Origin of the sequence: Streptomyces sp. NPDC060209 (assembly GCF_042728155.1) — a bacterium.
GTDB lineage: Bacteria > Actinomycetota > Actinomycetes > Streptomycetales > Streptomycetaceae > Streptomyces.
In genome coordinates this window covers 1-13,929 of sequence record NZ_JBHWZS010000229.1, presented here as the reverse complement: position 1 = coordinate 13,929, position 13,929 = coordinate 1, and the positions used below count along the sequence as shown (strand labels likewise).

The following is a 13,929-nucleotide window of genomic DNA, read 5'->3' as shown; positions in this document are numbered from 1 at the left end:
GTGTGAACACCACGCGGCCCCGGGCCTTCGTACGGGCAGAGCTCCTGCCGGGTCAGCCCTTGCGGGACTTGACCTCGTCGGTGAGCTGCGGGACGACGTCGAAGAGGTCGCCGACGACGCCGTAGTCGACGAGGTCGAAGATCGGGGCCTCGGCGTCCTTGTTGACCGCGACGATGGTCTTCGAGGTCTGCATGCCGGCCCGGTGCTGGATCGCGCCCGAGATGCCCGAGGCGATGTACAGCTGCGGCGAGACCGACTTGCCGGTCTGGCCGACCTGGTTGGTGTGCGGGTACCAGCCGGCGTCCACCGCGGCACGCGAGGCACCGACGGCCGCACCGAGCGAGTCGGCGAGCGCCTCGATGATCGCGAAGTTCTCCGCGCCGTTGACGCCACGGCCGCCGGAGACGACGATCGCGGCCTCGGTCAGCTCCGGACGCCCGGTCGACTCGCGCGGGGTGCGCGAGAGGACCTTGGTGCCGGTGGCCGTCGCGGAGAAGGAGACCGTGAGGGCCTCGACGGCACCCGCGGCGGGGGCGGCCTCGACGGCGACCGAGTTCGGCTTGACCGTGATGACCGGAGTGCCCTTGGAGACACGGGACTTGGTGGTGTACGAGGCGGCGAACGCGGACTGCGTGGCGACCGGACCCTGGTCACCGGCCTCCAGGTCGACGGCGTCGGTGATGATGCCGGAACCGATGCGGAGCGCGAGGCGGGCCGCGATCTCCTTGGCCTCGGCCGAGGAGGGCAGCAGCACGGCGGCCGGGGACACCGCGTCGTACGCGGCCTGGAGCGCGTCCACCTTCGGTACGACGAGGTAGTCGGCGAACTCCGGCGCGTCGGCGGTCAGTACCTTGACCGCGCCGTGCTCGGCGAGCGCGGCTGCGGTGTCGGCGGCCCCGTTGCCGAGAGCGACGGCGACCGGCTCGCCGATGCGGCGGGCGAGCGTCAGCAGCTCCAGGGTGGGCTTGCGGACGGCACCGTCCACGTGGTCGACATAGACGAGAACTTCAGCCATGGGACTTCAATCTCCTGCGTGCGAGGTAGGCGGGGCGGTGGAGGGAACGGCCGGGGCTCAGATGAACTTCTGGCCCGCAAGGAACTCGGCCAGCTGCTTGCCGCCCTCGCCCTCGTCCTTGACGATCGTGCCCGCCGTGCGGGCGGGACGCTCGGCCGCGGAGTCGACAGCGGTCCAGGAGCCACCCAGGCCGACCTCGTCCGCCTCGATCTCCAGGTCCTCCAGGTCCAGGGACTCGACCGGCTTCTTCTTCGCCGCCATGATCCCCTTGAAGGACGGGTAGCGGGCCTCGCCCGACTGGTCGGTCACGGAGACCACGGCCGGCAGGGACGCCTCGAGCTGCTCGCTCGCGGAGTCGCCGTCGCGACGGCCCTTGACCGTGCCGCCCTCGACCGAGACCTCGGAGAGCAGCGTGACCTGCGGGACGCCGAGGCGCTCCGCGAGGAGCGCCGGGAGCACGCCCATGGTGCCGTCCGTGGACGCCATGCCGCAGATGACCAGGTCGTAACCGGTCTTCTCCACGGCCTTGGCCAGGACCAGGGAGGTGCCGATGACGTCGGTGCCGTGCAGGTCGTCGTCCTCGACATGGACGGCCTTGTCGGCACCCATCGACAGCGCCTTGCGCAGCGCGTCCTTGGCGTCCTCGGGACCCACCGTGAGCACGGTGATCTCCGCGTCGTCCGCCTCGTCGGCGATCTGCAGCGCCTGCTCGACCGCGTACTCGTCGAGCTCCGACAGCAGACCGTCGACGTCGTCACGGTCCAGGGTCAGGTCATCGGCGAAGTGCCGGTCGCCGGTGGCGTCGGGCACGTACTTCACACAGACAACGATCCTCAAGCTCACGCCGGCTCTCCTACTGCATCGTCATTTCTGGGCTGCCTTGTTGCACGCAGCATAGGCGCCTTATCGGGCGGTTTCCGGTCGGGGCGACCGGGCTCCCGGCCAGATATTACTCGCCAGTACACCCATTACGTTACCCATAAGCAAGCGCTTGGAACTGTGACGTACCCAACGGATCCCGTTCCGCTGCCGCCTTGCTCGCCCTCAGTCTCGCAGAGCCGTGAAACGGCCTTGGTGGTAGACCAGCGGCCGGCCGCCTTCCGACGGGTCCCCGGCCACGACCTCGGCGATGACGATGCGGTGGTCCCCCGCCGGGATCCGGGCCACGACCCGGCAGACCAGCCATGCCACCACTCCCCCGAGCAACGGCACCCCCTCGGGGCCACTGCGCCAGTCGGTGGACGGGCCGAACCGGTCGGCGCCGCTGCGGGCGAAGGTCGCGGCGAGCTCCTGCTGGTCCTCGCCGAGTATGTGCACGCCCACATGCTCCGCCTCCGCGACCACGGGCCAGCTGGAGGACGAGGTACCCACCCCGAAGGAGATGAGAGGCGGCTCGGCGGCGACGGAGTTGAGCGAGGTCGCGGTGAAACCGACCGGATTCGCGCCCGCCGCGGTGATCACGGCGACGCCGGCGGCGTGCTGCCGGAAGACGGAGCGGAGAAGTTCGGGTGCAGCCGTCCGGACGGTGCGGAGATCGGGTGAGGCCGTCATGGAAAAATCCTTCTGCGAGGAGGCGTACAGGGTCCGTGGGTTCTTCAGACACCCGGACAGCGCGCACTCGCGTGGCGCACGAGGTCGACGTGGACCCGGCCGAAGAGAAGGAGTTCTGGCGGCATAGCGTCAGACTGACGATGCGTGGCGTGCACAGTCAAGTGCGTCCCGTCATGTGGGAGATGCGTCACGGTCCGTCACATCGCCTGTCCGAGCGCGGCGACGACATCCGCCGTGCGCGGCTGGCCGGCCGCCCTTCGGACGATGCGGCCCGTCGCGTCGAGCACCAGGACCGTGGGGGTCCGGCTGATGCCGAGGCTGCGTACGAGCGTGAGATGCGCCTCGGCGTCGATCTCGACGTGAGCGACACCCTCGACCATCCCGGCCACCTCCGCGAGGGTGCGCCTGGTGGCGCGGCACGGCTGGCAGAACGCACTGGAGAACTGCACCAGAGTGGCCCGATCCCCCAGTTCCTCGCCGAGTTGGGCCGCACTCAGCGTGCCGGCACCCGTCCGTCCGCCCATCACGGCCTCCCTCTCAGAGTTCTGCGCAAAGGGTCAGCACCCTGCGACCGCATTACATTCCCGGAGGATTCACGTGACGAGAATCTCTCGCGCCGGGCCCTTTGGGGCTGGCCACGGCGTCGCACATGGGGCACGATCGCCCCAATGCCGAAAACCTACGGCTGCGTAACTTCCGCCGGGAGAACCCTCCCCAGGCTTTGAAGAAGGGTCTTCATCCAGATGGCAGAACTCGTCTATCGGCCGGTCATCAGCGCCGCTCGCACGCTGTTCAAGGCGCTCGACCTGAAGATCGACACCCAGGGTTCGGAGCACATCCCGAAGACCGGTGGCGCGGTTCTGGTCAGCAACCACATCAGCTATCTGGACTTCATCTTCACCGGACTCGGCGCCCTGCCCCAGAAGCGGCTCGTCCGCTTCATGGCCAAGGAGTCCGTGTTCCGGCACAAGATGTCCGGACCCCTGATGCGCGGAATGAAGCACATCCCCGTCGACCGCAACCAGGGCGAGGACGCCTACGCGCACGCGCTCGCGTCCTTGCGCGCGGGAGAGATCGTCGGAGTGTTCCCCGAGGCGACCATCTCGCAGTCCTTCACCCTCAAGAGCTTCAAGTCGGGCGCCGCGCGGCTGGCCCAGGAGGCCGGCGTACCGCTGATCCCGATGGCGCTGTGGGGTACCCAGCGGCTGTGGACCAAGGGGCGTCCGCGCAATTTCCGGCGCAGCCACACCCCGATCACGATCCGCGTGGGCGAGGCCATGGAGGCCCCTGCCGACCAGTACGCGGGGGCGATCACCCGCCGTCTGCGTGAGCGCGTGCAGGAGCTCCTCGAAGCCGCGCAGCGTGCTTATCCCGTGCGGCCCAAGGACGCGGCCGACACCTGGTGGGTGCCGGCGCATCTCGGGGGTACGGCTCCGACGCCCGCCGAGGTGCGCGAGCGCGGCTGACCGCCGCACCCGCGCTCGGGCGGGTAAGACGTCACGCCGGTGCGTGGAGCGTGGTCCGCACCCCGGGACTGAGCTTCTCGAGCGACTCGACGAGTTCGGTGGCCGCGGCCCCGAGCTCCGAGGACGTCATGGGGACCAGACTCTCCAGGAGGAAGACGGCGTTCACCGATTCCTCGGTGAGGCGAGTGCGGGCGCCCTGACGCCAGTTCCACCGCCGGCAGGTGACGGCCTCGTCGTCGCACCAGACGACTTCGCCGGTGTCGGGGTGCTCCACGACGTCCTCGCCGCCCGCGACGGTGGGGAAGCGCTCCTGGCCGGTCGCGCGCACGAGTCGCATCGCGCCCCTGATCCGGTCGGTGTCCTCACCGCCGACCGGGATCAGGTGGGCGACGCTGACCGCGTTGTAGGCGTCGACCAGGCGGTTGATGCGCGGCAGCCCCGCCTCGGTGAGCGCGCGCCTGGCGAGGGCCTCCGCGGAGTTGCGTGTGCGGGAGGGCTTGGAGCCGAAGGCGGTGTACATCTCGCGCCAGGCGGCGACATGCGGGTCCTCGTGCGGGGCCCGTCCGCCGAGCCGCTCGGCCAGCCTGCGGGCCGCGTCGTCCAGGAGGGCCGAACTGACTTCGTCGCTGGGCCCGTTGACCAGGCCGCGCGCCTCGACTGCGAGGTGGGTGAACCCCGGGGCCAGGCTGCGTACCTCGTCGGAGATCGTGATTGTCAGGGTCATCCTCTGCCTTACTTCGGGGCCGTCTGCTCTCGGCGCGGCGGCGGGTTCCGGGCTCCCGAGGCTGCGAGCACTCGGATTCAGAGCCCGGTGGGGAGGTTCCGGGACAGTTCATCCCGGTCCCCGGAGCTCCGGAGCGCATGGAGTACCGCCGAATCCGGTACGTCATAGACTACCGGATAGTCCATTTCATTGAACTGCGGCCTAGGCACCCACGCCAGCCGCTCCTCCGTCGCCGAGAACCGGGCGTCGATACCGCCGGTATTGCCGCGCGGATCCTGCCGTACCCACCGGCCCGATCCGGGAAGCCGCACCGCGACCAGGCCATGGACGACCAGATCCATGTCGTCACTTCCGGTGAGCCGCTGGTAGCAGAGGCCGGCATGGATGCCCGCGGCCCGCAGCAGGGCGGTCAGGGCGTGCGCCTTGGCGTGGCAGACGCCCGTGCGGGCCGCGAGGACGTCGGACGCGCGCCAGGTGACCCGCGGATCCCCCGTATCCACCGAGTGAGGGATGGTGTCGCGCACGAATGCATAGGCGGCGGCTGCGTATGTGTATGCACCGGCCGTCTCGGCACCGAGCCGCTCGGAGGTCTCCCTCACGAGCGGGTGACGATGGTCGACGACCTCGTCGTCAGCCAGATATGCGGAAAGTTCGGGGACGCGCTGAATCAGCTCCATGCCCCTGGAGCATAGCGATGCAGCCGACCGGATGTACTACATTTCCGGCCGACCGCATAGGTATGTCACTACTGCCGTGCCATCTCCTCCTTGAGGGCCAGCACGAAGGCGTCCACATCGTCCTCGCGGGTGTCGAAGGCGCACATCCAGCGGACGTCTCCGGCCTTCTCGTCCCAGAAGTAGAACCGGAACCGCTTCTGCAGCCGTTCGGTCACCTCGTGCGGCAGCCGCGCGAAGACGGCGTTGGCCTGGACCGGGTAGAGGATCTCCACGCCGTCCACCGTCCGGACCCCGTCGGCGAGCCGCTGGGCCATGGCGTTGGCGTGCCGTGCGTTGCGGAGCCAGAGGTCCCGGGCGAGCAGCGCCTCGAGCTGGACCGAGACGAAGCGCATCTTGGAGGCGAGCTGCATCGACAGCTTGCGCAGATGCTTCATGGCCCGGACGGAGTCGGGGTTCAGGACGACGACGGCCTCACCGAAGAGCGCACCGTTCTTGGTGCCGCCGAAGGAGAGGACGTCGACGCCGACCGTGTTGGTGAACGTGCGCATGGGCACGTCCAGTGACGCGGCGGCGTTGGCTATCCGGGCGCCGTCGAGGTGCACCTTCATGCCCCGCTCATGGGCGTGGTCGCAGATGGCGCGGATCTCGTCGGGCGTGTAGACGGTGCCGAGCTCGGTGTTCTGGGTGATCGAGACGACCTGCGGCATCGCCCGGTGCTCGTCGTCCCAGCCGTACGCCTCACGGTCGATGAGCTCCGGCGTGAGCTTGCCGTCCGGGGTCGGGACGGTGAGCAGCTTCAGGCCGCCCACCCGCTCCGGCGCGCCGCCCTCGTCCACGTTGATGTGGGCGGACTCGGCGCAGATCACGGCACCCCAGCGGTCGGTCAGCGCCTGGAGGGCGACGACGTTGGCTCCGGTGCCGTTGAAGACCGGGAAGGCCTCGGCAGTGGGGCCGAAGTGGCTGTGCATGATCCTCTGGAGGTGCCCGGTGTAGTCGTCCTCGCCGTAGGAGACCTGATGGCCGCCGTTGGCGAGGGCGAGGGCAGCGAGAACCTCCGGGTGCGCACCCGCGTAGTTGTCACTCGCGAAACCGCGTACCTGCGGATCGTGATGACGTCGCGCATCGGTCCTTACGGTTGCGGGGTCAGCCACAGACGTTTTCCGTTCACTTCTCCGGCGGGCTTGTCCCAGACCCCGGCGATGGCCTCGGCCAGCTCCGTGACGTCCGTGAAGCCCGCGAATTTCGCATTCGGGCGCTCGGCGCGCATCGCATCGTGCACCAGAGCCTTGACGACCAGGATCGCAGCAGCCGACGTAGGACCCGCGTCGCCCCCCGCCTTGCGGAAGGCGTCGGCCAGGGCGAGCGTCCATGCCTCGGCTGCCGCCTTGGACGCGGCGTAGGCCGCGTTGCCGGCTGTGGGGCTGCTGGCCCCGGCCGCGCTGATCAGCAGATACCGGCCCCGGTCACTGCGCTGCAGGACCTCATGGAAGGCGAGCGAGGTGGACTGGACTGTACGGATCAGCAGCTTCTCGAGGAAATCCCAGTCGGCAAGACTGGTGTCCGCGAAGCCGGAGCCGCCCCGCCAGCCTCCGACGAGGTGGACCAAGCCGTCGACGCGGCCGAACTCCTTCTCCGTCTTGAGAGCCCATTCCCTGGCGGCCCCGGGATCGAGAAGGTCGACCGTGTCGCCGGTGACGGTAGCTCCGCCGTGTGCGTAACGCGCGGCGTCGACCGCCTCCACCAGCCGTTCGGGGTTGGCGTCGGAGGCGACCACGGTCGCGCCCGCCTCGGCGAGCCGGAGCAGGGTGGCGCGGCCCGCCGGCCCCGCCGCTCCGGCCACCGCGACCACCGCGCCCTCGAGCACGCCGCTGTCGGCCCTGACTGTTCCGTTCATCGCCACCGCCTCCTCAGAACCCGCGCTCACGCAGCTGCCCGCCCGGCGTCCGCCGCAGTGATCCCCTTGGTGGAGGCGATCACATGCTTCAGCTTCTTCGAGAGCGCCTCATAGAACATGCTCAGGGGAAACTCGTCCGGAAGCACGTCGTCGACGAGCTTGCGCGGCGGTTGGTTCAGGTCCAGGGCGTCCGGGCCCTTGGCCCAGCGGGATCCGGGGTGGGGTGCGAGATACGTCGCGACCAGGTCGTACGCCGCGAACCAGTGCACGAGCTTCGGGCGGTCGATGCCGTCGCGGTAGAGCTTCTCGATCTCTCCGCAGAGCTGGTTGGTGACCTGCGGAGCGCGGGCCCAGTCGATCTTGAGCGTGTTGTCGGTCCAGCGGACCACGTCGTGCTTGTGGAGGTAGGCGAAGAGCAGCTGGCCGCCGAGACCGTCGTAGTTGCGCACGCGCTCGCCGGTCACCGGGAAGCGGAACATCCGGTCGAAGAGCACGGCGAACTGGACGTCACGGCCCTGGCCGAAACCGTCGGCCTCCAGCTGCACGGCCTCCTTGAAGGCGGTGAGGTCGCAGCGCAGCTCCTCGAGCCCGTACATCCAGAACGGCTGGCGCTGCTTGATCATGAAGGGGTCGAACGGAAGGTCGCCGTGGCTGTGGGTGCGGTCGTGGACCATGTCCCAGAGCACGAAGGCCTGCTCGCAGCGTTTCTGGTCGCCGATCATCTCGCGGATGTCGTCGGGCAGCTCGACGCCCAGCAGATCGACGGACGCCTCGGTCACGCGGCGGAATCGGGCGGCCTCGCGGTCGCAGAAGATGCCGCCCCAGCTGAAGCGCTCCGGTGCCTCGCGTACGGCGATGGTCTCGGGGAAGAGCACCGCGGAGTTGGTGTCGTATCCCGAGGTGAAGTCCTCGAAGGTGATCCCGCAGAACAGCGGGTTGTCGTAACGCGTGGCCTCGAGATCGGCGAGCCACTCGGGCCAGACCATCCGCAGCACCACGGCCTCGAGATTGCGGTCCGGGTTGCCGTTCTGCGTATACATCGCGAACACGACGAGGTGCTGGAGGCCGTCCGTGCGGTTCGTGGCGGGCTGGAAGGCGAGCAGGGAGTCGAGGAAGTCCGGGACGCCGAAGCCGTCCGCGGCCCAACGGCGCAGGTCGGCGACGAGCGCGCGGTGGTAGGCGTCGTCGTGCGGGAGCAGCGGGGAGAGCTGCTCGACCGCGGCGATCACGCGTTCGATGACGGCACCGGCCGTTGCGGCGGAGGGCGCTCCGTCGGCCGTGAAGTCGATGGAGCCGTCCTCGGACTGCCAGGGGCGCAGCTCTTCCACGGCACTCTTGAGCGCGGGCCAGGCCGGGTGCTCCACGACCCGCTGGGCAGCAGCTATCGCGCCGGTGGCGTTGGCATGCTCAAGAATTTCCGTCATAGCACTTCCTTCACGGGAGAACCTCGCGTCAAGCAACCGTATCCATGCTTGGTTCTTTCAGACAAGTGAAGGCCAGAAGATTATCCTGCCACCCCCCATCATCACCGTTATTTTTCCTGCCACACCTCGACGTGACCCCTTCTTCCACCGGAATGGCAGGGCAGAGGCCGTCCTGCACGCGAGAACTGGTTCCCTGGGGGTAGGAGCCGCACGCGGGGCGAACACGACGGACGGAAGCGGGAGTGCCTTGACTTTTCTCACCATCGGTCATCGCGGGGTCATGGGTGTCGAGCCGGAGAACACGCTGCGCTCGTTCGCGCACGCGGAGCAGGCCGGCATGGACGCCGTCGAGCTGGATCTCCATCTGAGCAAGGACGGCGCGCTCGCCGTGATGCATGACGCCGCCGTGGACCGTACGACGGACGGGCAGGGGCTGATCGCCGAGAAGACGATGGCGGAGCTCCGCGAGCTCGACGCCGGGCAGGGCGAGCGGGTGCCCGTCTTCGAAGAGGTGCTCGACGCGGTCGGCTCGCCGGTCCAGGCCGAGATCAAGGACGTGGCGGCCGCGCGGGCACTCGCCGAGGTGATGCTGCGCCGCGACCTGGCCGGCCGCGTCGAGGTGTCCTCGTTCCACGACGAGGCGGTCGCCGAGATCGCACAGCTGGTCCCGGGCGTGCGGACCGTGCTCATCGCCAGCCGCTGGGAAGGCGACGTGGTCGAGCGGGCGAAGGCGGTGGGCGCGGCGACGCTCGCCCTGAACATCCGCCGCCTCACCCTCGAAGTGGTCGAGCAGGCGCACGCGGAGGGTCTGAAGGTGATCGGCTGGGTGGTCAACACCCAGGACCACCTGCGTCTCGTCCGCGCGCTGGGGCTGGACGGCGCGACGACCGACTATCCGGAGATCCGGCGCGCGGGCCGCTTCACCGCCTGAGGCTCCCGCAGGTCCCGGTGAGAACCACCGGTCCCGCGTTCTACAGCTCCTTGACCAGCAGCTCGAACGCGAGGTCGTCGCGCTGCGGGAGACCGAAGCGCTCGTCGCCGTACGGGAAGGGCGTGAGCTCTCCCGTACGGCGGTAGCCACGGCGCTCGTACCAGGCGATCAGCTCCTCGCGGACCGAGATCACCGTCATGTGCATCTCCTCCACGCCCCAGCCCTCGCGGGCCGTGCGCTCCGCCTCGGCGATGATCACCTTGCCGAGGCCGGCACCCTGCAGCTCCGGCCTGACCGCGAACATGCCGAAGTACGCGGCCTTTCCCCGGTGTTCGAGCTGGCAGCAGGCGACCGGTTCACCGTCCCGCTCGGCGACGAGGACCCTGCCCGAGGCGACCGCGAGCACCTCGCGCACCCCGTCGGCGTCGGTGCGCTGCCCCTGGAGGATGTCCGCCTCGGTGGTCCATCCGGCCCGGCTCGCGTCGCCCCGGTATGCGGACTCGACGAGTCGCACCAGGACCGGCACGTCGTCCTCGGTCGCGTCGCGGAAGGTCAGTTCTGCCCGTGCCGTGGCCGGTGCGATGTCCATGTGGCTCTTCTCCGGTGGTGTGCTGCCGACTGTGCCTTCCCGAGACTAACCCGCCCCTGACCGCCCCCCGCAGGCCCGGGCGCGCTCCCCCAGTACCCCAATGCGCCCCGGTAGGAGCAGCCGGTACGGGGCATCGATGGGACGACATCGGCGTGATTCGCCGTAGGGGGAGGTGCACCGTGCACGGACCGGCGCTGTCCGGCTGGCTGCTCATGGTGCTGTGCGGGGCCACGGGGGCGTACTGCCTGCTGCGGACCCGCAACGGCACGGAGCGGGAACGCAGATCGGCGCGCGCCGAGGCGCTGATGGGGTTCGGGATGGCCGCGATGGCGGTGCCCGCGGCCCTGCTCGCGCTCCCGGAATGGATGTGGGCGGTGTACGCGGTGGTGTTTGGCGCCGCGTCGCTGCACGCGGTGGTGTACGCCAGGGGCGGCGGCCATCATCTTCACCATCTGGTCGGTTCGCTGGCCATGGTCTACATGGCCGTGGCCATGGCGCCTGGGGCGGCCCACACCGGCACCGGCGGCCACCTGGGCCACGGAGCGGGGACGGCCGGATCCGCCGGGGGAATCCCCGCACTGACGGGAGTGCTCCTGGTCTACTACGCGCTCTACGTCCTGCGCTCGGCGGGACGACTGATCCCGGCTCCCGCACCCGCCGGGATAGCGGCCGGTGGCGGCCGGGGCGGTATGACGGGCCCGGCCTGGGATGCGCCGCCGGAGCTCGCCCTGGCGTGCAGGCTGACCATGGGGATAGCCATGTTCGCCATGCTGCTCACCCTGTGAGACAGGCGGCCCCGCGCCCCGTGTCGTACGTCACTTGGCGCGCGCGGCCATACCCGTGAATACCCCGGCACTCATAGGCTGACGCCCATGTTGGTCTCCCTCGCGCTGCTGCTGCTCGGTGCACTGGCTGCCGTCCTGGCCCCGGGCCTGATGGCGAGGGCACGATGGCCGGAGCGTGAGCCGGTCGTGGCCCTGTGGGTCTGGCAGTGCGTGGTCGCGGGTGTCCTGTTGTCGTTCGGGCTCTCCATGACCTTGAGTGCGGCTGCCGCCTGGCAGGCGGTCCGCGGCCATGTGTTCGCGCCCGCCCCGCACGGCGTGGTCGAGGCCTACGCCCTGGGCGCGTACGGGCCGTGGTCGGCGGTCATCGCGGTCCTCCTGGCGCTCGGCGGAGTGTGGACAGCAGCCATGCTCGTACGGGAGATCCACCGGGCCCGGACCCGCCGCAGGCGGCGGCGCACCGAACTGCTGGTCCGCTCCCCGCTGATGCCGGGTGAGGAATCCGGTGGCGGACGCCTCGTGGTGCTGGAGGGCGAACGGCCCGATGCGTGGTGGCTGCCGGGGGCGGCTCCCCAACTGGTCGTCACCACCGCGGCACTCGGCCGGCTGAAGGGGCGTCAGCTCGATGCCGTGCTGGCACACGAGCAGGGACACGCGCAGGCCCGCCACGACTGGCTCCTGCACTGTTCGGACGCGCTCGCGACCGGATTCCCTCAGGTTCCGGTGTTCGCCGCCTTCCGGGACGAGATGCACCACCTGGTCGAACTGGCCGCGGACGACGTGGCGTCACGGCGCTTCGGGCGCCTCACGATCGCGCTCGCCCTGGTCGAACTCAACGAGGACCGCGGTGTGTTCGGCCCGGCGCCTGCCTCCGGCGCCCATATGCCGCTCAGGGTGAACCGCCTGCTCACGCCGGTGGAGCGGCTCACCGCGGGCCGTCGGCTGCGGTTGACCGCCGCCGCGGCGCTGGTGCCCGTGGTCCCGTTGCTGGTGGCATTCGTGCCGGGACTCAGCGCTCTGGGATAGCTTCACGCGCGGTTCGTGGACGAGGATCATGCCCATGCACTCCCCTCCGCGCCCCCGGGCCCCCTTCCTGATCACGGGCCTCGTCTGCGCCTCGCTGTCCCTCGTCCTGCTCGTGCTGGTCGCGGTGAGCTGGTCGCCTCTGATGTCACTGGACACCACGGTGGCCGAGACCCTGCATCGCGACGCGGTGAGCGAACCGGGGCTGGTCCAGGTCAACCGGGTACTGACGGACTGGGTATGGGATCCCTGGACGATGCGCGTTCTGACCGCCGTCGTCGTGATCGCCCTGTGGTGGCGCGGATCACGGCTGCTCGCGGGATGGGTCGCCGCGACGAGCCTGTTCGCCACGCTCGTACAACAGGGACTGAAGGCCGCCGTGGGCCGGGAGCGTCCGCGGTGGCTCGACCCGGTGGACTCTGCGCACTACGCGGCCTTCCCCTCGGGCCACGTCATGACCGCGGTGGTGACCTGCGGGCTCCTCATGTGGCTGCTGCGCCTGCACGGCGCGCAGCCGGCGCTGTGGTGGGGCTGGCTGGTGCTTGCCGTGATCTCGGTGGCCGGTGTGGCCCTCACGCGCGTCTATCTGGGCGTGCACTGGCTGAGCGATGTGGTGGGCGGGGTACTGCTGGGAGGAACGGTGGTCGCGCTCTCCGTAGCCGCATACAGCGCATACACCGGGCGCGCCCGGCGTCCGGCCGGCGACGAGGAGACGCCCTTGTAGGTTCTCACCTGAGGCGGCGAGGATCGGCTCATGCTGATCAAGGGTGTACTTTTCGACTTCTCCGGGACCCTCTTCCGGATCGAGCCCGTCGACGCGTGGCTGCGCGCCGTCCTCGACGCACGGGGCACGACGGTGGAGCAGGCCGACTTCGAGCACTACACACGCCGGCTGACCGGCGCAGGAGCGCTGCCCGGCGGCCCGCACCCCGAGCGGATTCCGCCGTCGCTGGCCGCCGTGTGGGCCGAGCGCGACAGCAGTGCGCAGTTCCACAGGGAGGCGTTCACCGGCCTGGCCCGCGAGGTGGCCCTTCCGGACCCGGGCCTGTACGACGCGCTGTACGACCGCCACATGAGCCCTGCCGCCTGGCAGCCGTACGCCGACGCGGCGGAGGTGCTGCGCGCGCTGCGGCGCGACGGCATCGCGGTCGGTGTCGTGAGCAACATCGGCTGGGACCTGCGACCGGTCTTCCGTGCGCACGGCCTGGACGAGCTGATCGACGCATACGTCCTGTCCTACGAACACGGAGTCCAGAAGCCCGATCCGCGCCTTTTCCGCACGGCGTGCACGCTGCTGGGGTGCGATCCCGTGGATGTGGTCATGGTCGGTGACGACCGGCACTCGGACGCGGGCGCGGCCGCCGTGGGCTGTGAGGTGCGCTTCGTGGACCATCTGCCCGTGGCGGAGCGGCCGGACGGACTCCGGGCTCTCGGGCTGCCCGCACCCACCGGGGAGGCGCCGGGCACGCACCGCCCGTGAAGGATTCCTGGAGAAGGTGTGAGGGATATCCCTGTCTCCGACGGGGTCCGACGGCCCGGTAGGGGTTTAGCTTGGTGGACATGTCCCCGTATCCGAACCCGTCCGCCACCGTGCGCCCCGCCTCCGTGGTCAACGAAGAGATCCGCACCCTGTGGCAGCGCTCGGGCGGACTGCTGTCCCCGGACGACGAGACGGAGTACCAGCGCCTGCTGGTGGAGTGGGCCACGGCCGCGGGCACGAGCGTGCGGCCGGCCGCCTGAGCGGGCGGGCAGCGGGCTGCCCCGCGGCCGATTCCGGCGATCCCCCGCATCGCCGGAATCAGGGGTACAGCATGTCCCCGCGCCGCCCACGGGTCAATGAGATAAACGTGCCC

General features: G+C 70.0%; 17 protein-coding genes. 7 read left to right on the top strand and 10 right to left on the bottom strand.

The window, feature by feature from the left end:
* Positions 1–52: 52 nt before the first annotated feature.
* From ACFWFI_RS31720 to ACFWFI_RS31705, 4 genes are all read right to left on the bottom strand, one after another.
* Complete coding sequence (locus ACFWFI_RS31720) at positions 53–1,015, bottom strand: electron transfer flavoprotein subunit alpha/FixB family protein (RefSeq protein ID WP_387396858.1); 963 nt, start codon at positions 1,013–1,015, stop codon at positions 53–55.
* 57 nt (positions 1,016–1,072) lie between these two features.
* Positions 1,073–1,858, bottom strand: coding sequence for an electron transfer flavoprotein subunit beta/FixA family protein (locus tag ACFWFI_RS31715; RefSeq protein ID WP_147962656.1), 786 nt, complete (start codon positions 1,856–1,858; stop codon positions 1,073–1,075).
* A 201-nt stretch (positions 1,859–2,059) separates the two neighbouring features.
* Entirely contained in the window at positions 2,060–2,566 is a 507-nt protein-coding gene (locus ACFWFI_RS31710) for a flavin reductase family protein (protein WP_387396855.1), read from the bottom strand.
* A gap of 197 nt (positions 2,567–2,763) precedes the next feature.
* A complete protein-coding gene (locus ACFWFI_RS31705) occupies positions 2,764–3,090 on the bottom strand; it encodes a TlpA family protein disulfide reductase (RefSeq protein WP_387396852.1) in 327 nt (108 codons plus the stop codon).
* Between the two features lie 219 nt (positions 3,091–3,309).
* Here ACFWFI_RS31705 and ACFWFI_RS31700 point away from each other — a divergent pair, with 219 nt between their 5' ends.
* A complete protein-coding gene (locus ACFWFI_RS31700) occupies positions 3,310–4,032 on the top strand; it encodes a lysophospholipid acyltransferase family protein (RefSeq protein WP_387396850.1) in 723 nt (240 codons plus the stop codon).
* A gap of 31 nt (positions 4,033–4,063) precedes the next feature.
* On the opposite strand, the gene ACFWFI_RS31695 is transcribed toward ACFWFI_RS31700, so the two are convergent.
* The 5 genes from ACFWFI_RS31695 to ACFWFI_RS31675 form a co-directional block, all read right to left on the bottom strand.
* The gene (locus ACFWFI_RS31695; RefSeq protein ID WP_387396849.1) at positions 4,064–4,756 is read right to left on the bottom strand and encodes a B3/B4 domain-containing protein; all 693 of its coding nucleotides are present in this window, start codon (positions 4,754–4,756) and stop codon (positions 4,064–4,066) included.
* 77 nt (positions 4,757–4,833) lie between these two features.
* On the bottom strand, positions 4,834–5,433 hold the full coding sequence (locus tag ACFWFI_RS31690) for a transglutaminase-like domain-containing protein (RefSeq protein WP_387396847.1): 600 nt from the start codon (positions 5,431–5,433) through the stop codon (positions 4,834–4,836).
* A 68-nt stretch (positions 5,434–5,501) separates the two neighbouring features.
* On the bottom strand, positions 5,502–6,584 hold the full coding sequence (locus tag ACFWFI_RS31685; RefSeq protein ID WP_387396845.1) for a threonine aldolase family protein: 1,083 nt from the start codon (positions 6,582–6,584) through the stop codon (positions 5,502–5,504).
* On the bottom strand, positions 6,563–7,327 hold the full coding sequence (locus tag ACFWFI_RS31680; protein WP_387396843.1) for an SDR family NAD(P)-dependent oxidoreductase: 765 nt from the start codon (positions 7,325–7,327) through the stop codon (positions 6,563–6,565). Before ACFWFI_RS31680 ends, ACFWFI_RS31685 begins: the two co-directional genes overlap by 22 nt.
* Before the next feature lie 26 nt (positions 7,328–7,353).
* Positions 7,354–8,751, bottom strand: a complete 1,398-nt coding sequence (locus ACFWFI_RS31675) for a DUF6421 family protein (protein WP_387396841.1) — start codon at positions 8,749–8,751, stop codon at positions 7,354–7,356.
* Positions 8,752–9,031: 280 nt separating this feature from the next.
* Here ACFWFI_RS31675 and ACFWFI_RS31670 point away from each other — a divergent pair, with 280 nt between their 5' ends.
* Positions 9,032–9,682, top strand: coding sequence for a glycerophosphodiester phosphodiesterase (locus ACFWFI_RS31670; protein WP_387396861.1), 651 nt, complete (start codon positions 9,032–9,034; stop codon positions 9,680–9,682).
* Positions 9,683–9,722: 40 nt separating this feature from the next.
* Here ACFWFI_RS31670 and ACFWFI_RS31665 read toward each other — a convergent pair whose 3' ends face one another.
* Positions 9,723–10,271: a GNAT family N-acetyltransferase gene (locus tag ACFWFI_RS31665; RefSeq protein ID WP_387396839.1), complete on the bottom strand. Its 549-nt coding sequence runs from the start codon at positions 10,269–10,271 to the stop codon at positions 9,723–9,725.
* Between the two features lie 179 nt (positions 10,272–10,450).
* Between ACFWFI_RS31665 and ACFWFI_RS31660 the strand changes: the two genes are divergently transcribed.
* The 5 genes from ACFWFI_RS31660 (at position 10,451) to ACFWFI_RS31640 (ending at position 13,816) form a co-directional block, all read left to right on the top strand.
* On the top strand, positions 10,451–11,056 hold the full coding sequence (locus tag ACFWFI_RS31660; protein ID WP_387396837.1) for a DUF5134 domain-containing protein: 606 nt from the start codon (positions 10,451–10,453) through the stop codon (positions 11,054–11,056).
* 87 nt (positions 11,057–11,143) lie between these two features.
* A complete protein-coding gene (locus tag ACFWFI_RS31655) occupies positions 11,144–12,079 on the top strand; it encodes a M56 family metallopeptidase (RefSeq protein ID WP_387396835.1) in 936 nt (311 codons plus the stop codon).
* Positions 12,080–12,113: 34 nt separating this feature from the next.
* Entirely contained in the window at positions 12,114–12,800 is a 687-nt protein-coding gene (locus ACFWFI_RS31650) for a phosphatase PAP2 family protein (protein WP_387396833.1), read from the top strand.
* 30 nt (positions 12,801–12,830) lie between these two features.
* Positions 12,831–13,556 (top strand): HAD family hydrolase, encoded by a 726-nt coding sequence (locus ACFWFI_RS31645; RefSeq protein WP_387396830.1) that lies wholly within the window; start codon positions 12,831–12,833, stop codon positions 13,554–13,556.
* 80 nt (positions 13,557–13,636) lie between these two features.
* Entirely contained in the window at positions 13,637–13,816 is a 180-nt protein-coding gene (locus ACFWFI_RS31640; RefSeq protein ID WP_387396828.1) for a hypothetical protein, read from the top strand.
* Positions 13,817–13,929 lie beyond the last annotated feature (113 nt).